This window comes from Halomonas elongata DSM 2581, assembly GCF_000196875.2.
In the GTDB taxonomy this organism is placed as follows: domain Bacteria; phylum Pseudomonadota; class Gammaproteobacteria; order Pseudomonadales; family Halomonadaceae; genus Halomonas; species Halomonas elongata.
In genome coordinates, this window is the sequence record NC_014532.2 from 117,699 (window position 1) to 141,503 (window position 23,805).

19 protein-coding genes, 1 pseudogene and 1 CRISPR repeat array are annotated in these 23,805 nt (G+C 61.4%); of the genes and pseudogenes, 10 read left to right on the plus strand and 10 right to left on the minus strand.

What is annotated here, in order from left to right; translation table 11 throughout:
• Positions 1–224: 224 nt before the first annotated feature.
• The 6 genes from cas1f to cas6f all read left to right on the plus strand — a co-directional run bounded on the left by cas1f (position 225) and on the right by cas6f (position 8,883).
• On the plus strand, positions 225–1,202 hold the full coding sequence (cas1f, locus tag HELO_RS00530; RefSeq protein ID WP_041601826.1) for a type I-F CRISPR-associated endonuclease Cas1f: 978 nt from the start codon (positions 225–227) through the stop codon (positions 1,200–1,202).
• The gene (cas3f, locus tag HELO_RS00535; RefSeq protein WP_013330862.1) at positions 1,199–4,540 is read left to right on the plus strand and encodes a type I-F CRISPR-associated helicase Cas3f; all 3,342 of its coding nucleotides are present in this window, start codon (positions 1,199–1,201) and stop codon (positions 4,538–4,540) included. The genes cas1f and cas3f overlap by 4 nt, the downstream gene beginning before the upstream one ends.
• A gap of 392 nt (positions 4,541–4,932) precedes the next feature.
• Positions 4,933–6,309 carry a type I-F CRISPR-associated protein Csy1 gene (gene csy1, locus HELO_RS00540; protein ID WP_013330863.1) on the plus strand — a complete coding sequence of 459 codons (1,377 nt, stop codon included), beginning with the start codon at positions 4,933–4,935 and terminating at the stop codon, positions 6,307–6,309.
• Positions 6,302–7,261 (plus strand): type I-F CRISPR-associated protein Csy2, encoded by a 960-nt coding sequence (gene csy2 / locus HELO_RS00545; RefSeq protein WP_013330864.1) that lies wholly within the window; start codon positions 6,302–6,304, stop codon positions 7,259–7,261. Before csy1 ends, csy2 begins: the two co-directional genes overlap by 8 nt.
• Positions 7,262–7,278: 17 nt before the next feature.
• Positions 7,279–8,310: a type I-F CRISPR-associated protein Csy3 gene (gene csy3, locus HELO_RS00550; protein WP_013330865.1), complete on the plus strand. Its 1,032-nt coding sequence runs from the start codon at positions 7,279–7,281 to the stop codon at positions 8,308–8,310.
• Between the two features lie 3 nt (positions 8,311–8,313).
• Positions 8,314–8,883 carry a type I-F CRISPR-associated endoribonuclease Cas6/Csy4 gene (gene cas6f / locus HELO_RS00555; RefSeq protein ID WP_109637282.1) on the plus strand — a complete coding sequence of 190 codons (570 nt, stop codon included), beginning with the start codon at positions 8,314–8,316 and terminating at the stop codon, positions 8,881–8,883.
• Between the two features lie 129 nt (positions 8,884–9,012).
• Positions 9,013–9,460: a CRISPR direct-repeat array (repeat unit 28 nt; unit sequence GTTCGCTGCCGCCCAGGCAGCTCAGAAA).
• Positions 9,461–9,540: 80 nt separating this feature from the next.
• Here cas6f and HELO_RS00560 read toward each other — a convergent pair.
• Positions 9,541–10,398: pseudogene (locus HELO_RS00560) on the minus strand (glycerophosphodiester phosphodiesterase family protein); the annotation flags it as partial.
• A gap of 120 nt (positions 10,399–10,518) precedes the next feature.
• Here HELO_RS00560 and HELO_RS00565 point away from each other — a divergent pair.
• Positions 10,519–11,139, plus strand: a complete 621-nt coding sequence (locus tag HELO_RS00565) for a DUF4202 domain-containing protein (protein WP_013330867.1) — start codon at positions 10,519–10,521, stop codon at positions 11,137–11,139.
• 110 nt (positions 11,140–11,249) lie between these two features.
• Positions 11,250–11,528 carry a hypothetical protein gene (locus tag HELO_RS00570; protein WP_013330868.1) on the plus strand — a complete coding sequence of 93 codons (279 nt, stop codon included), beginning with the start codon at positions 11,250–11,252 and terminating at the stop codon, positions 11,526–11,528.
• A 72-nt stretch (positions 11,529–11,600) separates the two neighbouring features.
• Here HELO_RS00570 and HELO_RS00575 read toward each other — a convergent pair whose 3' ends face one another.
• The gene (locus HELO_RS00575) at positions 11,601–12,857 is read right to left on the minus strand and encodes a dicarboxylate/amino acid:cation symporter (protein ID WP_013330869.1); all 1,257 of its coding nucleotides are present in this window, start codon (positions 12,855–12,857) and stop codon (positions 11,601–11,603) included.
• Positions 12,858–13,004: 147 nt separating this feature from the next.
• Positions 13,005–13,766: a dienelactone hydrolase family protein gene (locus HELO_RS00580; RefSeq protein ID WP_013330870.1), complete on the minus strand. Its 762-nt coding sequence runs from the start codon at positions 13,764–13,766 to the stop codon at positions 13,005–13,007.
• A 182-nt stretch (positions 13,767–13,948) separates the two neighbouring features.
• On the opposite strand from HELO_RS00580, the gene HELO_RS00585 reads away from it, so the two are divergent.
• Entirely contained in the window at positions 13,949–15,187 is a 1,239-nt protein-coding gene (locus HELO_RS00585) for an ABC transporter substrate-binding protein (protein WP_049786177.1), read from the plus strand.
• A 108-nt stretch (positions 15,188–15,295) separates the two neighbouring features.
• On the opposite strand, the gene HELO_RS00590 is transcribed toward HELO_RS00585, so the two are convergent.
• The 6 genes from HELO_RS00590 to HELO_RS00615 all read right to left on the minus strand — a co-directional run bounded on the left by HELO_RS00590 (position 15,296) and on the right by HELO_RS00615 (position 21,208).
• Positions 15,296–16,615 (minus strand): branched-chain amino acid ABC transporter permease, encoded by a 1,320-nt coding sequence (locus HELO_RS00590; protein WP_013330872.1) that lies wholly within the window; start codon positions 16,613–16,615, stop codon positions 15,296–15,298.
• The gene (locus HELO_RS00595; protein WP_013330873.1) at positions 16,612–17,619 is read right to left on the minus strand and encodes a branched-chain amino acid ABC transporter permease; all 1,008 of its coding nucleotides are present in this window, start codon (positions 17,617–17,619) and stop codon (positions 16,612–16,614) included. The genes HELO_RS00590 and HELO_RS00595 overlap by 4 nt, the downstream gene beginning before the upstream one ends.
• 40 nt (positions 17,620–17,659) lie before the next feature.
• Entirely contained in the window at positions 17,660–18,364 is a 705-nt protein-coding gene (locus HELO_RS00600; protein WP_013330874.1) for an ABC transporter ATP-binding protein, read from the minus strand.
• 86 nt (positions 18,365–18,450) lie between these two features.
• Entirely contained in the window at positions 18,451–19,221 is a 771-nt protein-coding gene (locus tag HELO_RS00605; RefSeq protein ID WP_041601828.1) for an ABC transporter ATP-binding protein, read from the minus strand.
• A gap of 70 nt (positions 19,222–19,291) precedes the next feature.
• Complete coding sequence (locus tag HELO_RS00610) at positions 19,292–20,737, minus strand: sodium-dependent transporter (protein WP_041602309.1); 1,446 nt, start codon at positions 20,735–20,737, stop codon at positions 19,292–19,294.
• 150 nt (positions 20,738–20,887) lie between these two features.
• Complete coding sequence (locus HELO_RS00615) at positions 20,888–21,208, minus strand: hypothetical protein (RefSeq protein WP_013330877.1); 321 nt, start codon at positions 21,206–21,208, stop codon at positions 20,888–20,890.
• 161 nt (positions 21,209–21,369) lie between these two features.
• On the opposite strand from HELO_RS00615, the gene HELO_RS00620 reads away from it, so the two are divergent.
• The gene (locus HELO_RS00620) at positions 21,370–21,714 is read left to right on the plus strand and encodes an I78 family peptidase inhibitor (protein WP_013330878.1); all 345 of its coding nucleotides are present in this window, start codon (positions 21,370–21,372) and stop codon (positions 21,712–21,714) included.
• 90 nt (positions 21,715–21,804) lie between these two features.
• On the opposite strand, the gene typA is transcribed toward HELO_RS00620, so the two are convergent.
• Positions 21,805–23,631, minus strand: a complete 1,827-nt coding sequence (typA, locus tag HELO_RS00625) for a translational GTPase TypA (protein ID WP_041601829.1) — start codon at positions 23,629–23,631, stop codon at positions 21,805–21,807.
• Positions 23,632–23,805: the final 174 nt, after the last annotated feature.

The window sequence follows — 23,805 nt, forward strand, 5'->3', positions numbered from 1 at the left end:
TGTCGTTACTCATCAACCCGGCCTCGGGTGAAGAAAGCCTGGCAACCGGGAACCGGCTGCAGGCCAGGATCCCGGTAGCGCTGTACTGGTTTCGACCCGGATAGCATTGTCCCGACTCGAGGCCGGGTTGAAGAGTGTCGTGGATGAATGTCCAGAGGTGGCGGGTAGAAAGGGGGCGTGCTTGGATAGGGGATCAATGGGGCAGTAAAGAGGGCAGTGGCAACATGGATGATCTCTCTCCTTCCGATCTCAAGACAATCCTGCACTCGAAGCGTGCCAATCTGTATTACCTGCAGCACTGTCGAGTGTTGGTGAATGGTGGCCGTGTCGAGTACGTCACCGACGAAGGCAAACAGTCGCGCTACTGGAACATACCGATCGCCAATACCACGTCACTATTGCTGGGAACGGGGACTTCGATCACACAGGCGGCGATGCGTGAATTGGCCAAGGCCGGTGTGCTGGTTGGTTTCTGTGGCGGTGGCGGTACGCCACTCTTTGCCGCCAATGAGGTGGATGTCGATGTTGCCTGGCTAACACCGCAGAGTGAATACCGTCCGACTGAATATCTGCAGTACTGGGTGCGGTTCTGGTTTGATGATGAAAAACGTCTCGACGCAGCGCGTTGTTTTCAACTGGCACGGCTAGATCGGATCGAGCATCTCTGGGGAGAGTCGCGCTTTCAACGGGATACAGGTTTCACGCCGAGCAAAACCGAGCTAAAAGCGTTGCTTACATCGAGCCGGGAGGCTATCGGTCAAGCTGTTGATACCACTGCACTGCTGACAGAAGAAGCGCGACTCACCAAGAAACTATTCCGGTTGGCAAGCCATGCCACCGATTATGGTGACTTTACCCGCGTGAAGCGTGGGCAGGGCGTGGATCCGGCCAACCGCTTTCTCGACCACGGCAACTATTTGGCTTATGGGCTGGCGGCCACGGCAACCTGGGTACTGGGAATTCCTCATGGTTTGGCGGTCTTGCATGGCAAGACTCGGCGAGGTGGCCTGGTTTTCGATGTGGCAGACCTGGTCAAGGACGCCATCATCCTCCCGCAAGCGTTTCTCTCGGCCATGAAAGGGGACGAGGAACAAGAGTTTCGCCAAGCGTGTATCGAGCGGCTGACACGTACCGAATCCCTCGATTTCATGATCGATACGCTCAAGGCTGTGGCCCTCGATCTCGGAGGGCCTGAGGCATGAATGTGCTACTGGTCTCCCAGTGCAACAAGAACGCACTCAAGGAAACGCGGCGTATCCTCGATCAATTCGCCGAGCGCCGAGGAGAGCGTACTTGGCAAACTCCGATTACGCTCGAAGGGCTCGACACGCTGAGGAAGTTACTGCGTAAGACGGCGCGGAAGAATACCGCCGTAGCGTGCCATTGGATTCGTGGTCATGACCACAGCGAACTGGTGTGGATCGTCGGAGATGCCAAACGTTTCAACCCGCAGGGCGCGGTGCCGACCAACACCACATCGCGGGATATTCTGCGCCGCGAAGACGAAAACGACTGGCATAGTGGCGAGGACATCTTGTTGCTGGCGTCCATGTCAGCGTTGCTGCACGACCTGGGTAAAGCGTCCGCAGCCTTCCAGCAACGGCTTCAAGGCAAGCTGGAAGGGCGTAACCTGTACCGCCATGAATGGGTGTCGCTGCGGCTCTTCCAGGCCTTCGTCGGTGATGACGATGATGCGACCTGGCTCGCTCGACTCGCCGAGGGGCGTTATCAAGAAGCAGATTGGTTAGAGAATATGGAACGAGATGGGCTCGACGCCGAGCCAGCCGCCATATTCCGGCGTTTACCGCCCTTGGCCGCTGCTCTCGGGTGGTTGATCGTGAGTCATCACCGGTTACCTCTCAAGCCACCCGACGATCTCTCGAACCCGGCGACTCGCTGGGGCAGCCAGAATGTCACGCTGCAAATGGAACAACTAGGGGATGTTCTGTCGTTGATCGACGCGCAGTGGAACGAGATCTCCACGACCCAGGACCCGCAACGAATCACTCCGTATTGGACGTTTCACCATGGGTTGCCGCTTTCCACGTGGCGTTGGCGTGAACGCGCTGCCAAGCAGGCGAAACGGTTACTGGCCAGGTTATCCGATGACACGAACTGGCTTGATAGTCCCTATGTCATGCATCTCTCGCGCCTGTGTTTGATGCTGGCGGATCACCACTATTCGAGTCTTGAAGATCCAGCCAGACGGGTACAAGGCGAGCCCGGCTATCCGCTGGTGGCCAATACCGTGCGCAAGACGGGACAACCCAACCAATTGCTCGATGAGCACATTCTGGGGGTTGAAAAGCACGCCAGCACCATCGCGCGGGCCTTGCCTACCGTGGAGAGCCATTTATCACGCCTGGCGCGGCACAAGGGCTTTCGCAAGAGAAGTGAACACCCTCGCTTTCGTTGGCAGGACCAGGCGTTCGACCTTGCCCAGTCATTGCGCGAGCGTAGCCAGTGTCAGGGATTTTTCGGCATCAACATGGCCTCCACTGGCTGCGGTAAAACGCTGGCCAACGGACGAATCATGTATGCGCTGGCGGATCCCGAGCAGGGCGCGCGCTTCAGCATCGCACTGGGGCTTCGCACACTTACGTTGCAAACCGGCCAAGCGCTGCGTGAGCGCTTGCATCTCGGTGAAGACGAGCTCGCGGTGCGGGTGGGTGGCAGTGCCAACAAGGCGTTATTCGAGCACTACGAGAAAGACGCTGAAGCGAGCGGTTCGGCTTCGACGCAAGGACTGATCGATGAAGATGCCCACGTGGTATTCGAAGGCCATATCGACACTCACCCTGTGCTTCGACGCTTGGGGGATGAGCCGGGAACGCGTTCGCTGATTGCCGCGCCCATTCTCGTCTGCACCGTGGATCACCTGGTGCCGGCCACTGAAAGCACGCGAGGTGGACGCCAGATTGCCCCCATGCTCCGCCTGATGAGCAGCGACCTAGTACTCGATGAAATCGACGACTTCGATATCAACGATCTGCCAGCGCTGACCCGATTGGTGCACTGGGCAGGGTTACTCGGGTCGCGTGTGTTGCTGTCATCGGCTACCTTGCCGCCCGCTTTGGTACACGGATTGTATGAGGCGTACCGCAGCGGACGTGAAGCCTATCAGCACCATCGCGGTGAGCCAGGCCAGCCCGTGAATATCTGCTGTGCGTGGTTCGACGAAAATGATCGCCAGCATCAGGATTGTGCCGACGGTGATGCCTTCAGCGCCGCGCATGCCGCCTTTGCGACGAGACGGCTCAAGCGCCTGGCCGAGAATCCCGTGCGCCGCCGAGGAGAACTCCTTTCTTTACCGGCCTTGGGAAAGCGCCCGGAAGAGATTCGTCCTGGCCTGGCCGAGTTGCTTCGAACCCAAGCCGCCCAGTTACACGAGCGTCACCATTCGCGTGACCCTGTCACCGGCAAGCGCGTCAGTTTCGGTTTGATCCGCATGGCCAATATCGATCCGTTGGTCGATGTCGCCAGGTCGCTTTTCCAGCAGGGCGCTTGCTCTGGACAACGCATCCACCTTTGCGTGTATCACTCGCGGCATCCTCTGGTGATGCGCTCGGAAATCGAACGCCGCTTGGACCGCACATTGCAACGTGCCGAGCCGGAACGCGTGTTCGAGCAGGCCGATATCCGGCGTCTACTCGATGGCAGTGACGAAGCCGATCATCTCTTTATCGTGCTCGGGAGCCCGGTTACCGAAGTTGGTCGAGACCATGACTATGACTGGGCCATTGTCGAGCCTTCTTCCATGCGCTCGATCATCCAGTTGGCTGGGCGCGTATGGCGCCATCGTGACAAGCCCTGCGACACGCCGAATATCCAGCTTCTGGATACCAATCTCAAACATCTGGAAGACCCCGGGCGACTCGCCTTCCAGCGCCCAGGGTTCGAGACGGATGAGGCCTGGCGACTTAATCATCACTCGTTGAACGCGCTGCTCGTACCGGATGAATACCAGATCATCGACGCTCGGCCGCGCGTGCTGGCGCGCGAGACGCTATTCCCACGCGATAGCCTGGTCGATTTGGAACACCAGCGGTTGGTAACGCAAATGCTGGAACCGCCCACACAGCCGCTGACCAAGAAGGAGCGCAGGTTGGGCATGGAGCCGTCACCACCGCCCTTGGGGGCTTATAGCTGGTATGCCGTGCCGCGAATGCACCTGACAGGCGTACTCTCACAGCGTCAGCGTTTTCGCCAACCAACCCAGACCGATGTGGCGCTCGCGTTATTACCTGACGAGGGTGGTGGAACCTGGACGCTGCATCGCGTGGAAGACGGGGCCAAGCGTGGTGAAACGCTTTACGTGGCAGTCGAAGAGAGTCTGATGGCGCGGATAGACCTGGAGCATGAACAGGGCGAGCGCATTCAGCCCTGGGGCGCCGATGACTACCTGACCGCGCTTGCCGACCTCGCCGAGGACCTAGACATCCCGCTCGACAAAGCCGCACGCACCTTCGGCATCGTCAGTGCACCCGAAAGCACGCATGGGTGGCGCTATCACCCCGTGCTGGGATTTGTGAAGAAGTGAGGGCTGGTTGCGACCAGCCCGAGCTGCCTTTGCGGCAGCTGAGCATTCATAGCGTGAGGTGATATTTCTGAGCTGCTTTTCGGCAGCGATGGAACTATAGCATAGGGTTACAGAGGAAAGGTGTCAGATTCAATCAAAGTGTGAGTTGATAGGATTGATTGTTTGTGGAAAGGCTACTAACCTCTAAAGGACTGGACGGTGGCGGCCGTCCAGTGATGAGACAACATAACCTGATAACTGTGTTGCAGCAGTAAGGAGGTGAGAGGGTGATTGGCTATTGCTCCGTTAGGAGGGTATAGATTTCTACCCAAACAGCTCCGAGGTTCTTGCCTCGGGGCTCATTGTCTCATTAGCGCTTGTTTTTACCAAGCCCCATCTCGTAAGGACATGTTATGCCCACTATGTCTGGTGGCTGGCAGGAACTCCGTGAGTTAATTGAGGCGTTCTTGAAAGACCGCTTCGATACCAAAGCGGAAAAGCTGGCTACCGATGATCCCAAGTACCAAGCGCTGGTTGAACAGTTTCAGCGTGACAGCTGGCTCCAAGACGCCGCGCGGCGTGTCAGCCAATTGCAAGTCGTAACCCACTCTCTCAAGCCTATTCATCCAGATGCAAAGGGCTCGAATCTCTATACGCCCCCAGAGTTTCTGTCTAAGCATCAAGGGGTGGGAAGCCATTTGTTACCGGCAGATTTCGATGGCGATGTTGTAGGTAATGCTGCTGCACTCGATGTCTATAAATTCCTGAAGATTGAGTACGATGGGAAGTCATTGCTGGAGCGTGTGCTCGAGGGAGACACCGAACTGGCGCGTGCCTTGAGCGATAATTCAGAGCAGTCACAAGCTTGGATGAAGGCCTTTGCTGGCATTACCGAGCCTCGCGGTGAACATGCTTCTCATACTCGTGCCAAGCAGGTGTACTGGTTAACAGGGGACGATGCCGTGGATGATGGAGATTTTCATCTATTGGCACCACTCTATGCGACCTCGCTGGCACATCAAGTCTTTCAGACGATCAATCGTGATCGGTTCAGCGACGAGGCCAAGGAGGCCCGCAAGGCCAAACGTGAAGGGAAATTGGGCGAACAAGAAGTTCATGACTATCCCAATATAGCTTCACAAAAAATGGGTGGCACAAAGCCGCAGAATATTTCGCAACTGAATAGCGAACGAGGTGGTAACAACTATTTATTGGCGTCGTTGCCGCCTGCCTGGAGCTCTCGTGATATCCGCCCACCATTAAAGGCGGACTCCGTTCTGTCTCGCGGCGGAATGTTTGGTCGACGCAAGGAAGTACGGGCATTGGTCGGTGATCTGAAGCGATTTCTGGAGACCAATCCCAACATAGATATGCATACACGTGATCTACGTGATGACTACACCGCGATGATCATGGATGAACTAGTACTGTTCACGATGCAGATGCATAGCCTCGAGCCAGGATGGAGTGCCGATGAAAACTGCCGTCTAGCCGAAGAAGAGGTTTTCTGGCTTGATCCGGGCCGTGCCCAAGAGGATGCCGAGTTCCGTAAAGCGCGCCATGCAGCAGACTGGCCTGACGAGATTCGTCAGCGTTTCGCCAATTGGCTTAACGAGGCGCTTGGTGGCAAGTTACCGCTAGGGGATGTCGAGTTTCGTCACTGGAAGAAAGAGCTCGGTCAAGATGCTTCCCATCAACGACTGCTAGATAAAGACCGTCGCTGGATGGCTGCCCTGGTGGAAGAACTCGATGAGTTGGAAGAGCTAAAGGGAAGGGAAGACGATGAGTGACGTCAAGAACCTTCTGGTGCTACCGCGTCTCCGCGTACAAAACGCCAATGCGATTTCCAGTCCAATGACGTGGGGCTTCCCGGCGATGAGTGCTTTTGTGGGTATGATGCATGCACTGGAGCGCAAGTTGGTTGAAGCGGATATCCAGGTATCGCTGGACCGTGTCGGAGTGGTTTGTCATGACACCGAGGCACAAGCAACTGAGGGCGGCTATACCCGTGCTTTTCACCTCACGCGTAACCCTGTCGATAAAGCGGGTAATACCGCTGCCATTGTCGAGGAAGGTCGAATTCACTTGGATATCACCCTGATATTCGCGATTGCTGGCAAGGTGGTGGAGGGAGAACGCCAGGATATCGCACATCAGATCAGTGAAATGGTCGCCGGGATGCGCGTGGCTGGTGGAAGCGTAATGCCCAACCGGAGCGTTGCTGCTAACTACCAGAAATCGGCCTGGGTCGCGTTGGATGATGAACCGAGTGAGCGTGAAAAGCAGTTCAAGAAGTTGAAGCGTCGCTGGTTGCCAGGATTTTCCTTGGTGTTACGTGATGACCGCCTTGCCGAGCACACCAGGACCCTTCAAGCCCAGGACGAGAACGCGACGGCGCTGGATGCCTGGCTCGATCTATCGCGCCTCAATCACGAATGCCATGTCGATCCCGAGAGCGAAGAGGTGCGTTGGCAAGTGCGACGCCCCTATCGTGGCTGGCTGGTACCGATGCCAGTGGGGTATGGCGCCATCTCCAAACAATTCGAACCAGGTAGCGTGGAGAATGCGCGCGATACGCAAATCCCGTTCCGCTTCGTGGAAAGCATTTACTCTATTGGGGAGTGGATCAGTCCTCACCGTTTGACTTGCCCCGAAGATATGCTCTGGTATGTCGATAACGACCTCGATGCCGGTCTTTATCGCCTTAACAACGACTATGTCCAGCGCGCGCACCGCGCCTAATGACAAGGAGCCCAATAATGGCTAAGAAAGACGACGCTTTGAAAACTGCTTCCGTTCTCGCCTTTGAACGTAAACTCGATCCCTCCGATGCATTGCTCTATGCCGGACAATGGTCGCAGCGCGATGCGCTGGAAGACTGGCAAGCGGTGTCGGTTCGTGAAAAGTCGGTGCGCGGTACGATCTCCAATCGCCTCAAGGCCAAGGAGCAAGACCCGGCGAAGCTCGATGCTGCAATCGAGAACCCCAACCTGCAGACCGTCGACGTTGCCACCTTGTCCCATGACGCTGATACGTTGATGGCACGTTTCACGTTGCGGGTGCTTGGCGGCGCGGGTACACCTTCGGCATGCAATAACGCCGATTACCAAGCCAAGCTGCAACAAGCCGTTGCGGACTATGTGAAAACAGAAGGGTTTAGCGAACTGGCCCGACGTTACGCTCACAATCTGGCGAACGGGCGTTTTTTATGGCGTAACCGTGTTGGCGCTGAACAAGTCGAGGTGCGTATTCGTCGTATGGAAAAAGGCCACGTCGACAAAGAATGGACATTCGATGCACTGAGTTTGTCACTTCGCGGTTTTGAAAGTGATACGCACACCGCGGAGCTGGCTCAGGATATTGCAGATGCTCTCGCGGGCGAGCGTCATTTGATACTGGAAGTCATCGCCTTTGCGCATGTCGGTAACGGGCAGGAGGTTTTCCCATCGCAAGAGTTGATCCTGGAGCGAGGGCGGGGCGATAAAAGCAAGACGCTCTATAGCGTTGACGGCGTGGCCGCTATCCACTCTCAGAAGTTGGGCAATGCCATCCGCACCATCGATACCTGGTATCCGGCGCCGGAAGATGGAAGCGACCTTGGCCCCATTGCCGTCGAGCCCTATGGCTCCGTGACCACTCAGGGCACTGCCTATCGCCAGCCGAAGCAGAAGGTGGACTTTTATTCGCTACTGGATAACTGGATGCTCAAGGACCAAGTGCCAGAAACGGAACAACAGCATTTCGTAATGGCTACGTTGATTCGCGGTGGTGTCTTCGGCGAAGCGGGGTAAGCCATGGACCATTATCTCGATATTCGGCTACGGCCGGACCCGGAGTTTCCGGCATCGATGCTGATGAACGCACTCTATAGCAAGCTCCATCGGGCACTTTATGATCTAGGGGCCGATGATATCGGCATTAGTCTGCCCGATCACAAAACCGGCGTACGGACACGCACACCGGGTGATCGGTTACGGCTACATGCGCGAAAAGAGCGGCTCGAGCAACTGATGGCGCTGTCATGGCTGGCAGGCATGCGCGACCACGTCGAGACTACCGATATTGCGCCCGTGCCGGCAGCGGCGCGTCATTGTCGTGTTACTCGGAGGCAGTTCAATACAGGCGGCCCAAGCCGGGTCAAGCGCTACGCGCGCCGCCACGACATTAGCGAAGACGAGGCGCGCCAATGCATGTCGGTACCTGCTAAGCGCAAGATCTCACTGCCGTTTGTGCAGGTGAACAGTCGGTCGAGTGGCCAACGTTTTGCGTTGTTTATCGAACATGGTGAACTCCAAGATGCCCCCATGACGGGACACTTCAACCACTATGGCTTGAGCCGTGAAGCAACCGTTCCCTGGTTTTGACCCTTTTTCGGGAGCCTCTGTTGAGGCCCAGTAAATCAATGAGTTAGCGCCGCTTCCTAGAAAAGGGTGTGGCGCTTTCTTTTCACGAATGCTCTTTAACAATCAGCTGGTTAGCTATGATAAGCTCTTGTTCGCTGCCGCCCAGGCAGCTCAGAAATCCCGGCGGACGGAAAGCTTGGCAGACCAGCGGTTCGCTGCCGCCCAGGCAGCTCAGAAAAAGGCATAAAGATGAATACATTGAGCTCCCATGTTCGCTGCCGCCCAGGCAGCTCAGAAACAGTGCAGTTGCGAGATCTGTTTGCCATCGTTGTTCGCTGCCGCCCAGGCAGCTCAGAAAGTAAGCGCCGCATGCTGTGGGCGTCACGCCCTGTTCGCTGCCGCCCAGGCAGCTCAGAAATTGCGTCTCGAAGTCCTCAAAGCGCGTAGCATGTTCGCTGCCGCCCAGGCAGCTCAGAAAACATTGCAGCCGTGACCATTCTTGCTGTGATCGTTCGCTGCCGCCCAGGCAGCTCAGAAACAGCCGTCCTGGCTGTAGTCGCTCAGTTGGCAGTTCGCTGCCGCCCAGGCAGCTCACTCCTCCCTAACGTCCTTCAACCGGTCGGGGAAGTTGGTGAAGAGGCCGTCGACGCCCCAGTCGAGCAGTTGGCGCATCTGGTCTTTTTCGTTGATGGTGTAGACGTGCACCAGCAGGCCGTTGGCGTGGGCCTGGTCGATGAAGTCGGCGTCGATCACCGGTTGGCCGTCGTAGAGGTAGTTGGGTCCGACGCCGTCGGCGTAGTCGGCGATGGCCTGGAAGTCGGCGTCGGTGATGTCGGCTGGGCTGGGGGTGACACCGGTCCATTCTTCGAGCGTCTGGCCGTCTTCGCCGGGGGAGTACCAGAGAAGCTGGACGAGCGGGATGTCGGGGTTGAGGTCGTGCACTTCCTTCAGGCTGGTCTGGCTGAAGGATTGGATGACCACCGAGCCCGATTGCACCAGGCCTTCGGCCTCGAGCTTGCTGACCAGGGCGTCCTGCAGTTCGGGGTAGTCCTTGGGCGACTTGGTCTCGATGTAGTAGCGCACGTCCTGGCCGTAGCGGTCGATGACTTCGTCCAGGGTGAGGATCTCGGCGCCGGCGTAGGCGTCGTCGGCGTGTTCCGGGTGGGCCTCGTTGAACCAGCTACCGGCGTCCAGCGTCTTGAGCTCGTCGAGGCTGCGTTCCTTCACCGGCCCCTGGCCCTCCGTGGTGCGGTCCAGCGTGGTGTCGTGAATGGCCACCAGTCGCCCATCGGCGCTCATGTGGACGTCCAGCTCGAGGTAGTCGGCGCCCATGGCCAGTGCCTGGTCGTAGGCGGGCCAGGTATGTTCGGGGGCGTGGCCGCTGGCGCCGCGATGGGCGATGACCTGGAAGCCTTCGAGGTCCTGTCGCTGTTGTTCGAGCGCATCGGCCTGGGCGGCCAGCGGGGCCATGAGGGTCGCGCCGCCCAGCAGGGCGAGCGTGGACGAAAGCGCGGGACGATGGGAAAACATAGGCATCCTTTTTGTTGAATGATCGTGCAATAACCTAACCGGGTCATGGGGCTCTCTGCAAATCGGTGCCCCGGTGATCACGGCGTGTTTACATGGGGGCGATGGCCCAGAGGAGGAGAAAACATCATGTCAGCATCGTCTGCCTATCAGCGGGCGCTCGACGCCCTGGACGCTCTCCACGCGGAGGATCCGCGTCGGGTGGAGGTCGAAGGGCAGTCCTCGTCCAAGGAGCTTGTGCCGAAGGAACTTATGCCGAAAGAACTATGGCACGCCGGACGCATGAGCGCCTGGTTGGAACGTCTGGAGGCGTCGCCCGATGAGTTGGTGCGCCTGGCGGTACGCGGCCAGCATCTACAGCGCTGGCAGGTGCCGCGCGACGAGTATCCCGAAGGCCGCGTGGGCTATCTGACCTGGCGGCGCGACCAGGGGCAGCGGGCCGGCGAGACCACGGCGAAGCTGATGCGCGAGGCGGGCTTCGACGAGGAGGATGCCGAGCAGGTGGCGCGCATGATCCGCAAGCAGGGACTGGGTCGCGATGCCGGTACCCAGGCGGTGGAGGACTGTGCCTGCCTGGTGTTTCTGGAGAATTACTTCGCGGATTTCTCGCGTCAGGTGGAGCACGATCACTTGATCCGCATCGTGCGCAAGACGTGGGGCAAGATGTCGCCGCAGGCGCGTGAGCTGGCACTGGAGCTGCCGATGAGCGATGAAGCGAGGGAGATCGTGGAGGCCGCGTTGCGTACCTGAGTGTCTTGACAGATTGTCACACCCTGGCCAAGCTTAAAAATGATAATTGTTATCATTTATGAGTGCGATTGGAATCAGCCCGAAGAGCGAGCAACGCGAGGGAGAGTGACATGGCCTATCACATCAAGACAGCGTTTCGCGGTACGAACCCCATCCTGCAGATCTGCGATGTCAGTTCGGGCTCGGTACGCATGGCATGGGAGTATCCGAAGGACGACCTGGAGCGTGGCGAAGATCCGGAACTGCTGGCGATGCGCCGGGAGGAAGCCATCCATGATCTCTTTCGGCGTCTGTTCCTGCTGACCACCGAGCAGTACCTCAAGGGCGAACTCGAGCCCATGCCCGGGCTGGGAGCCTGGCGTCGTGCGCCCCGCCCCGGTGCGAAGTGATCGTTCGTCGCGGGTCGGCAATGCAGAGGCCGCCACTTTCCGAGTGGCGGCCTTCCTGCTGATGGAGAAGGCTCAGCGCCAGGACTTGGCGTTGTAGACGTCCTCGTCCAGTTCGCCTTCGCTCTTGCCGACCAGGGTCGTGACCATCAGGTCACCGGCCACGTTCACGCAGGTACGCGCCATGTCGAGGATGCGGTCGATGCCGGCGATCACCGCGATGGCCTCCAGCGGCAGGCCGATCTGGGCCATGACGATGGAGAGCATGACCAGGCCTGCGCCGGGCACGCCGGCGGTGCCGATCGAGGCCAGGGTGCCGGTGAGGATGATCATGCCGTAGTCGGTCATGCTCAGGTCGACGCCCAGCAACTGGGCGATGAACACCGCGACCACGCCCTGGTAGATGGCGGTGCCATCCATGTTGATGGTCGCGCCCACCGGCAGTACGAAACCGGCGACGCCTTCCGATACGCCGAGGTTATTGCGGGCACAGCGCAGCGAGACCGGCAGGGTGCCGGAGGAAGAGGCCGAGGAGTAGGCCACCACCAGGGCATCGAGGATGCCTTGCAGGTAGCGCAGCGGGTTGAGGCGGCCGAGCAGGGCCAGCAGCCCAGAGTAGACCAGCAGTACGTGCAGCACGCTGGCCAGGTAGGCCACGCCGATCACCTTGGCCAACGGCAGCAGCACCTCCAGCCCATAGCTGCCTGCCACGTGGGCGATCAGCCCGAAGACGCCGAAGGGCGCGAAGCTCATGACGATATTGGTCAGCTTGACCATCGCTTCGGCGAAGCTTTCGAAGACCTTCACCACGGGCTCGCCTTTCTCGCCGATCAGCGTCAGCGAGATACCCAGCCCGATGGCGAAGACGATGATCTGCAGGATGTTGCCGTTGGCCAGGGCATCGATGGGATTCTGGGGTACCAGGCCGACCAGGATCTCCACCAGGGTGGGCGCTTCCTTGGGTTCGACACTGGAGTCGAAGGTCATGTCCAGGCCCACGCCGGGCTGGAATATCCAGGACGCCAGCAGGCCGATGGCGATGGCGAAAGCCGTGGTCAGCAGGTAGAGGGCGATGGTGCGCAGGCCGATGCGCCCCATCTTCTGCGGGTCGCGCATGGCGGTGATACCGACCACCAGGGTCGAGAACACCAGCGGCACGATCAACATCTTGATGGCGTTGATGAAGATGTCGCCGAGCGGCTTGAAGAGGCTGGCCCGTTCGCCCATCAAGGCGCCGGCCAGAACGCCGAGGACCAGGCCGGCGAGGATCTTCTGCCACAGTGGGATGCGCTGCCAGAGATTGGGGCGGGCAGTCGGGTCTTGTTCGGACAAGGGGAGCTCCTTTACTGAAAACGTGCGTTCATGCGATAAATTCGAATGCCGGTCGGCGATTCTACCGAAACATTCACGCGGTCGTTTACATAAAGGAGCCGTTCTATTTGGCCTTTGGCGGTGGCTTATTGTCTACGGGATGGAAACTTACAGCACCTCGCCGAGCAGGTCGTGGAAGGCAGCCCAGGATTTTTCGTCGGCGCGCTGCTGATAGGCGTCGCTGCCGATGACGGTGAAGGCATGGGGTGCGCCGGAGTAGACCTCGATCTCGTAGGGGGCGCCGGCGGCTTCCAGCTCCTCGGCGAGGGCGGCGACGTCCGACATGCTGATGGAGGTGTCGGCGCCGCCATGGGCGATCAGGATGGGCGGCGTATCGGCGGAATACGCTTGGCCTTCCGGCGTGTTGAGGCCGCCGTGGAAGGTGGCATAGCCGCGCACGTCCTCGGCCTGTCCGGAACGGGCCAGTTCCAGCACCACGGCACCGCCGAAGCAGTAGCCCATGACCACGGTCGGCTGGGCGACGCCCTGGCGGCGGGCTTCCTCCAGGCCGGCCAGCGTCAGACGACGCATGCGCTCGCGGTCGTCGTAGAGTCGCGCGGTCTCGGCCTTCTTGGCATCGGTTTCCACGGGGCGATTGCCCTTGCCGTAGAGATCGATGGCGAAGGCGTCGTACCCCTCGGCGGCAAGCATGTCGGCGCGCTGGCGCTCGTAGTCGGTCAGGCCGTCCCAGTCGTGGACGATCAGCACGGTGCCTCGGGCTTCGTCCGGTGCACTGGCCAGATAGCCGGTGAAGGCTTCGTCGTTCACCTGGTAGTCGATGCGCTGGCCGTCGGTTTCCTCGGCCAGGGCGGTGTCGGCGAAGCCGGCGAGCAGCAGGCTGCCGAGCGTCAACGTTGCGATGGGTCTCATCGTCGGGCTCCCTTCTGGCGTGGTGATCGGGAATCGCGGCTCCCCGGCAGGGAGCGTGGCACTTCAGTATAGGACGACATACCCGTGGGGCGGCGAACGTTGGCAGCTCTGGCTTGTGTTTTGGCGTCTCCCCTTCCAGATTGTGGAAGTGTGATCCTGTGTAACCAGAAGCGAGACCAACAATCATGAACAAACGCATTCTAGCGATGGCGGTGGCGGCGTCCTCCGTGGCATTTACCGGCCTGGCCCAGGCCGAGGTGAAGATCGGTTTTCTCGGTGGCTTCACCGGGGGTATCGAGAGCCTGACGCCGCCGATCTATGACGGTGCCGAGCTGGCGGTGAAGCAGATCAACGAACAGGGTGGCCTGCTGGATGGCGAGGAGATCGTCATGCCCACCGGGGATACGACCTGCTCCGATGCCTCGGCGGCTTCCAACGCGGCCGATCGCATGGTCAACACCGAAGAGGTCACGGCCATCGTCGGGGCCTTGTGTACCGGGGCCACCATTGCCGCGGCCAACAACGCGGCGGTACCCGGTGGCGTGACCATGGTATCGCCGGCTTCCACGGCACCGGCGGTGACCAATATCGACGACAATGATCTGGTCTTCCGCACGGTGCCCTCCGATGGCTTCCAGGGCAAGATGCTGGCCAAGCTGCTGCTGGACAAGGGCATCGAGGAGGTCGTGGTCACCTACGTCAACAATGACTATGGCAGCGGTCTGGACAAGGCCTTCACGACGGCCTTCAAGGAAGGCGGCGGCACGGTGGCGGAGAACCTGCCCCACGAGGACAACCGTTCCGACTATCGCGCCGAACTAGGGCGCCTGTCGTCCACCGGCGTGCCCAATCTAGTGGTCCTGGCCTATGCCGATACCTCGGGACAGACGGTGGTGCGTCAGGCTTACGAGAGCGGCATGTTCACCCAGTTCATCGGGGCCGACGGCATGGTCGGCGACAGCCTGGTCAAGGCCATCGGTGCCGATGTGCTCGACGGCATGATCGCCACGCGGCCGGGTAGCCCGGAGCTGCCGGGTACCGAGATCTTCAACGAGGACGCCAAGGCTGCCGGGATCGATCCCAGCGCGGTGTTCGCCGCCCAGGCCTATGATGCGGCCTTCCTGCTGGGCCTGGCCATCGAGCAGAACGGCAATGCCGAGCGCGCGGGGCTCTCCGAGGCGCTGCGCAGCGTGGCCTCGGCGCCGGGCGAGGTCATCCTGCCCGGCGAGTGGAAGAAGGCCAAGGAACTGATCGCCGCCGGCACCGAGATCAACTACGAGGGTGCCTCGGGCACTCACGAGTTCGACGAGAACGGCGACGTACCGGGCGTAGTGCTGGAAATGGTGGTCCAGGACGGCGCCTTCACCAGTCAGGGGTATGTCAGCGAGGAAGGCGAGCCGAGCGAGGACAGCGGCTCCTGACGTGCAAGGGCTCGCTGGCCGAGCCCATCGTTGATGCCTGAAACCTCGAGAGCCCCGGTCTCACGACCGGGGCTCTTTTCGATTTTCCGTCCGTCGTCCTGGCCGGAATCAGCCGTGGTGGCGCACCTTCTCGGGCAGCATGCCCTTGGGCGCGAAGCGTAGCACCAGGCTGATCAGCAGGCCGATCACGAACACCCTGGCCTGCAGGGCGCGGCTGTCCAGGTTGGTGGGTGCGTCCCAGCCGAAGGTGGCGCTGCCGATGTCGACGGCCAGTTGCATCAGAAACAGTGCCAGCGGTTCGGACATCAGCCAGATGATATAGACCACCACGGCGCCGAAGATGGTGCCAAGGTTGTTGCCCGGTCCACCGAGGATCACCATCACCAGCACCAGGAAGGTATGGTTCAACGGCAGGTAGCCCTGGGGATCGAAGAGGCTGTTGAAGCTGGCCAGCACGGCGCCGCCGATACCCATCAGGATGCAGCCCAGCACGAAGATCTCCAGGCGGCGCTTGTTGATGTCCTTGCCCATGGCCGCGGCGGAGACTTCGTTGTCGCGGATGGCGCGGATCATGCGCCCCCAGGGGGCGTTGTAGGCGCGATGCAGCAGGAAGAAGATGGCCGCGATGATCACCGCGGTAACCGAGAGATACAGCGCCCGGGCCAGGGTGAAGCCCACATCGCCGGGACCGGGTACCGGCCAGGGCAGCGGCGAGACCGTGGCGGTGCCGCGCGTCAGCCAGTCGGCGTTCTTGAGAAAGGCCTTGATGATCTCGGCGATGCCGATGGTGGCGATGGCCAGGTAGTCGCTGCGCAGCCCCAGGCAGACATGGCCGATGAAGTAGCCGACGCCGCCGGCCAGGGCGCCGCCGATGATCCAGCCGAACCACGCCGGCAGGGCCAGGCCGCCGATGAAGTCGACCCGTGACTCGATCTGGCCGGCCACCTCACGGAAGTTGCTGATCACTGCCATGTAGAGCACCACGCCGAGCACCACGGTGATGAAGGTGCGCAGCGGCTTGGGCACGCCGATCCGGTCCAGGCGTGACACGGCGACGACCAGCACGATGGCGGCCACCATGTAGAGCAGTGCCAGCCCCAGTTCGCCGGGCAGCTCGCTGCTCCAGAAGGCTTCGTTGACGGGAATGCTGAAGAACATGGCGCAGAACCCGCCGAGGGCGACGAAGCCCATGACGCCGGCGTTGAACTGCCCGGCGTAGCCCCACTGGATGGTCAGCCCCAGGGCCAGGATGGCGTAGCAGGCCGCCTCCACCAGCATGCGTGTGCCATAGGCCGAGCCCATGGCGGCATAGACCACCAGCACTGCGGCCAGCAGAGCCAGGAAGATGACCGATTCGCGCAGCGGGAAACGACGCGGCGCAGCCACGCTATCGGCGCGTTGTTGGCGCGGAGGATGCGACTGGGTCATGTGATCACCTTGCCCTTGAAGATGCCGGTGGGGCGCCACACCAGGATGGCGACGAGGATGAAGAAGGGCACCACGATCTTGTACTCGGTGCCGACGAAGGAAAGGTTGCTCGGCAGTGCCAGCCACTCGGGCAGGCTGTCGCGGAAGGGCCTGAGCAACACGCTCCAGTTGAAGACCGCCAGGGACTCGGCGAAGCCGACCACGAAACCGCCGGCGACGGCGCCGAAGGGATGTCCCACGCCGCCGACGATGGCCGCCGCGAAGATCGGCAACAGCAGGAAGAAGCTGAGGTCGGGCTTGAAGGTCACGTCCAGCGACAACAGGGTGCCGGCGATGGCGGCCAAGCCGCCGGCGAGCATCCAGGTCACCGCCACGATGGTATTGGTGTTGATGCCCGAGGCCTGGGCCAGGTCGGGATTGTCGGACATGGCGCGCATGGCCTTGCCCAGTCGCGAGCGGCTGAGGAAGAAATGCAGGGCTACCACGCAGATGATCGTCAGCACGAACAGGTAGAGCTGAGGTTCGGTGATCACCACCGGCATCCGTACGCCCTCGATGGGAATCGGCAGGCGGAAGATCTCCTTGCGGTCATCCACATAGAGGCTGGAGCCGCCGGTGCCGGCGAACAGCCGGATCAACCCCTGCAGCATCAGGGTCACGCCCAATGAGGCGATCACCATGACGATGGGCTTGACCCCATGGGCGCGCAGCGGCCTGTAGAAGGTGCGGTCGATGCCTACCGCCAGTCCCGCGGTCAGCACCATGGCCAGCGGCAGCATGAGTATCGGCGTGGGTACGCCGATGGCGGCGCCGGCCTGCGGGAAGAGGGTGGTCAGCAGCAGCACCATGAAGGCGCCGAAGGTCATCATGTCGCCATGGGCGAAGTGGGCAAAGCGCATGATGCTGAAGATCAGCGTCACGCCCACGGCACCCATGGCATAGATCGAGCCGGAAACACTGCCGGCGATCACCACGTTGTTGATGAAGAAGACGAGTTCGTTCAAGGCACAGCCTCCGGATGGTTTCGTCGACGCCGAGCGAGGCTCAGCCGCCCAGAAAACTCTTGGCGACGTCCGGGTCGGCCAGCAGGGCCGCACCGGTGTCGGTGAAACGGTTCTGGCCGGCGGCCAGCACGAAGCCCCTGTCGGCGATGCCGAGCGCCTGCTTGGCGTTCTGTTCGACCATCAGCACGCCCACGCCGGCGGCGTTGATTTCCTTCACCCGGGCGAAGATCTCGTTCATGTAGCGTGGCGAGAGCCCGGCGGTGGGCTCATCGAGCAGCAGCAGGTCGGGCTCGGCCATCAGGGCGCGGCCCATGGCGACCATCTGGCGTTGTCCGCCGGATAGTTCGCCGGCCGGCTGGTGGCGCTTGTCGTACAGCGGCGGGAAGAACTCGTAGATGCGCGCGAGCATGCGCTTGACGTTGTCGGGCTTGAGGTAGGCACCCATCTGCAGGTTTTCCTTCACCGTGAGGCTCGGGAAGATGTTGTGTTCCTGGGGCACGAAGCCCATGCCGCGCTTCACCAACTGGTTGGGCGGCTGATTCTGGATGGGCTCGCCGTTCAGCAGGATTTCGCCCTGGCTGACATTGAGCAACCCGAAGATGGCCTTGAGCATGGTCGACTTGCCGGCCCCGTTGGGCCCGACGATGACGCCGACCTCGTTGGCCTCGATGGCCATGTCCACCCCGTTGAGGATGTTCATGCCGCCATAGCCACCGTGCACGTTGCGTGCGTCGAGTAGAGGCATAGTGAAGGATCTCTGCGTTGTCGGGTACGTCGCGGCGTACCCCTGCTGTTGTTATCCGCGTTATTCGCTCTGAGCGTGGCTGGCCCTCAGGCCACATCGGCACCGAAGTAGGCCTCGATCACCCGCTTGTCGTTGCGTATCTCCTCGATACTGCCCTCCATCATCACGCTGCCCTGGGCAAGCACGATCACCGGGTCGCACAGCCGCGCGATCATGTCCATGTCATGCTCGATGACCAGGAAGGTATAGCCCATCTCGCGATTGAGGCGCTCGATGTTGCGCATCAGGTCGCCGAGCAGGGTACGGTTGACCCCGGCGGCGATCTCGTCGAGCAGCACGATGCGCGCATCGGTCATCATGGTGCGGCCGAGTTCGAGAAGCTTCTTCTGGCCGCCGGAGAGGTTGCCGGCCAGCTCGTTGCGCACATGGTGCAGGCCGATGAAGTCGATGACCTCCAGGGCCCGTCGGCAGACCTCGGCCTCCTCGCGGCCCACGGCACGGGGCTTGAGCCAGGTGCTGAACAGGTGTTCGCCGGATTGGCGGGGCGGCACCATCATCAGGTTTTCCAGCGCCGTCATGTTGGCGAACTCATGGGCGATCTGGAAGGTTCGCAGCAAGCCCTTGTGGAAAAGTTCGTTGGCGGGGCGGTTGGTGATGTCCTCGCCGTCGAGCCATACCTGGCCGCTGTCCAGCGGCAGGGCGCCGGCAATGATGTTGAACAGGGTCGACTTGCCGGCCCCGTTGGGGCCGATCAGGCCGGTGACCGAGCCCTGCGCGACCTGGATCGAGCAGTCGTCGATGACCTGCAGGCCTCCGAAGGCCTTGCGAACATGCTGTACGTCGATGATGGCAGACATGGTGGTTCCGTCGATGTTGTTCGTTGTTGTCAGCCGAGGGACACAACCGAGTGCCCCCGTCACGTTGCCCTCAGGGGTTCTGATGGCTCTCTGCCAGGAAGATGCGACTGGCGGCGAAAACCCCCACGATCACCACTGCGCCGATCAGCGGGAGCAGGTAACCGTCCAGCTGCGGGATGGCCTGCAGGAACACGAAGGCCACCGCCGCCGGGGAGACGAAACGTACCAGGAAGCGCCAGGTTTGAAACCAGCCCTCGCTGGTGCGCAACTCCTTCATGACTTCGCCGTGTGTCAGCGCCCAGCCGGCGAACAGCGAGATCATCAGCCCGCCCAGGGGCATGAAGATATGGGTCAGCAGTTCCAGCAGGCCGAAGGCGCTGAGCCCCAGTAATTCGTGGAAGGGGCTGTGCTCGGCCCAGACATTGAAGCTGAACACGCTGAGCAGACCCAGTGCCCAGCTGGTGATGACCATGGCGGCCACCGCCTGGGCGCGGTTGAGGTCGAAGCGTTCCACCAGAAAGGCGGCGACCGGCTCGATCATCGAGATCGCCGAGCTGATGGCCGCACCCAGCACCAGAATGAAGAAGGCGCCACCCACCAGTGAACCGCCGGGCATCTCGGCGAAGGCCAGCGGCAGGGTGACGAACATCAAGCCCGGACCCTCGTCCGGCGCCAGATCGGCGCCGAAGACCAGCGCGAAGATCGCCAGCCCGGCGATCAGTGCCACTGCGGTGTCGATCACGACGATGGCCAGGGCGGTACGGCTCAGCGAAGCCTCGCCGGGCATGTAGGCACCGTAGGCCATGATCGCGCCCATGCCGAGACTCAGGGTGAAGAAGGACTGGCCCATGGCGGCCAGCCAGCCTGCGACGCTGAGATCGCTGAGCTGGAAGGTAAACAGGAAACGTGCGGCTGCATTCATGTCACCCTGCATGGCGCTGTAGGCCAGGATGACCAGCAGGATCGCGAGCAGGGCGGGCATCAGCACGCGCAGGCCGTTCTCGATGCCACGATGGATGCCGAGCCCGACGATCAGGCCAGAGGCGGCGATGAACAGCGTATGGTAGAGCGTCAGCAGGGCGGGCGAGGCGAGCAGGGCGTCGAAGCCGCTGGCGATGGTGGCGGCATCAGCGCCGGCCAGCGAGCCGGTGATCATGCGCCAGGTATAGTGCAGGGCCCAGCCGGCGATCACCGAGTAGAAGCTGAGAATGATGAACGCTGAGGCGGCGCCCAGCCAGCCGATCGATTCCCAGGCTCGTGAGGTGCCGTGGGTACGGCTCAGAAAGCGCATGCCCATGATCGGGCTGCGGCGGCTGCTGCGGCCAAGCAGGATTTCGGCGATCAGGATCGGGACGCCGACCGCGAAGAGCGTCACGGCGTAGATCAGCAGAAAGGCACCACCGCCGTTCTCGCCGGCCAGATAGGGAAAGCGCCAGAGATTGCCGAGCCCTACCGCCGAACCCACCGCGGCCAGCAGGAAGGTTCCCTTGTGCGTCCAGATGTTGTTTGTGCTCATCAAGGCCCCGCGGTTGCCCGGGGCGGGAAGCATTCCGCCCCGGGGTTGCCAGCCGAATCGTCTTCAACTGTGCGACACCGGGGCAGTGCTTGGCTAGTGGGCGAGCGTTTAGGTGTCGTTGGTGGCGGTGGATGGTAACCGCGCACGGAATCAGTCCTGCTCCTCCTCGTCCTCGTGAGGATGGTTCGGCTCCATGGCGCGATCGGTGTCGGCAAGGCGTACGGTGTCGCCCAACTCGAGGTCGCCGACGCTTTGCTGGCGGCGACCATTGTCCGGTGCGATCAATGCCACCACGTCACCGATGCTGGTGTCCTCGACGCGTGCTTCGACCCGCACGCGCACCGTGGTGCCCCGATACAGGCCAGTGATGATGCTGCCGACGTGCGGCTCAGGTGTGTCGTCGGGATGGTCGGCATAGAAGCGCAGAACGCCGTTGGCGCCGGGGTCGTCCCAGTCGATGTGCTTATGCATGGTGTGGTCTCGTGCTGAGGGAGTGTTCTCCTAGCCTAGCCGTTGTCGGGCGGGGGGCAAAAGGGCGTGGTTCCGGCCTCGAGACAGAAGTTCTCGATGGACGTGTCGGCCTGGTCGCCATACGCTGGACGGGAAAGTGACGATCAAGGAAAGGAGTCGAAATGCCGCTGCGAACTCTCACCGCCGCCACCCTGGCACTCATGTTCACGGGCTTGCTCGCGGGCTGTGCGGGATCGGCGTCGACATCGAATGCCCCGCCCCGGGACGAGGCGCCCAAACCGCCGACCATGAGCCAGTCGGAGGATGCCTGCGGGGCCCAACGGCTGCAGGACCATGTCGGCGATGCCTACACGGAGGCCCTGGGGGAGCGTCTGGAACAGGAGAGTGGCGCGGCGACCGTTCGGGTGAAACGGCCGGGGCAGGCCTACACCATGGAATTTCGCGCGGACCGCCTCGATGTGAGCCTGGACGACGCCGGCGTGATCCAGGCCATCCGTTGCGGATGAGGACCGGCATCATCGGGCCGATGAGTGAAACGAGCCGGAGGGGAGTCGGGCTCCCCTCCGCTCACATCGGCAATGCCAGGCGTTGCGCCGTTACTTCTTCTTGGCGCGCTTGCGCTCGTTCTCGCTGAGCAGCTTCTTGCGCAGGCGAATGTGGTTGGGAGTGACTTCAACCAGCTCGTCGTCATCGAGGAACTCGATGGCCTGCTCCAGGGTGAAGCGTATCGGCGGAGTCAGTACCAGGGCTTCGTCGCTGCCCGAGGAGCGCATGTTGTCGAGCTTCTTGGCCTTGGTGGGGTTGACCACCATGTCTTCGGCGCGGTTGTTGATGCCGACCAGCATGCCTTCGTAGACCTCGGTGCCGTGCTCGATGATCAGCTTGCCGCGATCCTGCAGGGCGAACAGCGCATAGGCCAGGGCCTTGCCGCTGACCATGGACACCAGCACGCCGTTGCGCCGCTCGACGGAGGCGTCGGGCTTGAGCGGACCATAGTGGTCGAAGCGGCTGGTCAGGATGCCGGTGCCTGACGTCAGGGTCAGGAACTGGCCCCGGAAGCCGATCAGGCCGCGCGCGGGGATGATGAAGTCCAGGCGCACCCGGCCCTTGCCATCGGGGTTCATGTTCTTGAGCTCGCCCTTGCGGTAGCCGAGCTCTTCCATGATGGCGCCCTGGTGCTCCTCCTCGCAGTCGATGATGACTTCTTCGTAGGGCTCCTGCGAAACGCCGTCGATCTCGCGGATGATGACCTCGGGGCGACCCACCGCCAGCTCGAAGCCTTCACGGCGCATGCTCTCGATCAGCACCGAAAGGTGCAGCTCGCCACGACCGGAGACCTTGAACTTCTCGGGGCTGTCGCCCTGCTCGACGCGCAGCGCCACGTTGTGGATCAGTTCCTGCTCGAGGCGGTCCCGGATGTTGCGGCTGGTGACGAACTTGCCGTCCCTGCCGGCGAAGGGCGAATCATTGACTTGGAAGGTCATGGACACCGTGGGCTCGTCGACGGTCAGCGCCGGCAGGGCCTCGACGTCGGCCGGGTCGCACAGCGTATCGGAGATGGCCAGGTTCTCGATGCCGGTGATGCAGATGATATCGCCGGCGGTGGCCTCTTCGGTCTGTACGCGTTCCAGGCCGAGGTGGGTCATTACCTGGCCGATCTTGCCGCGCCGGGTGTTGCCCTCCTTGGTGACGATCGTGACCTGCTGGTTCGGCTTGACGCTGCCGCGGGTGATACGGCCCAGGCCGATGACGCCGACATAGCTGTTGTAGTCCAGCGCCGAGATCTGCATCTGGAAGGGAGCTTCCAGTTCGACCTTGGGCGGCTCGACGATGTCGACGATGGCCTTGAACATCGGCGTCATGTCATCGGTGAGTTGGTCCGGCTCGGGACCGGCCACGCCGTTGAGCGCCGAGCAGTAGATGATCGGGAAGTCGAGCTGCTCGTCGCTGGCGCCGAGGTTGTCGAACAAATCGAAGATCTGGTCGATGACCCAGTCCGGACGCGCGCCCGGGCGGTCGATCTTGTTGACCACCACGATCGGCTTGAGGCCCTGGTCGAAGGCCTTCTGGGTCACGAAGCGGGTCTGCGGCATGGGGCCATCGACGGCGTCCACCATCAGCAGGACCGAGTCGACCATCGACATCACGCGCTCGACCTCGCCGCCGAAATCGGCGTGTCCGGGCGTGTCGACGATGTTGATGTGGTAGTCGCGTTCGTCGGGCCCCTGCCAGCGGATCGCCGTGTTCTTGGCCAGGATGGTGATGCCGCGCTCCTTCTCCTGGTCGTTGGAGTCCATGATGCGTTCCTGGCCCTCAGCCTTGCGGTCCAGGGTGCCGGACTGCTGGAGGAGCTTGTCGACCAGGGTGGTCTTGCCGTGGTCGACGTGAGCGATGATGGCAATGTTGCGAAGATTCTCGATCACGACGGGATCCTGCTGGGAAAAGTGGGGCCGCATTATAGGGTCAGGGCCGTGACGCTACCAGCCTTGTGATGGGAATCCGTTTTTCGAATGCCGTGAAAATGGCTTCGATACGGCGAATAAAAGGCGTGACCACGCCGGTCGTCGCCGATGCGAGTCTTGGGTAAGATTGTTGAT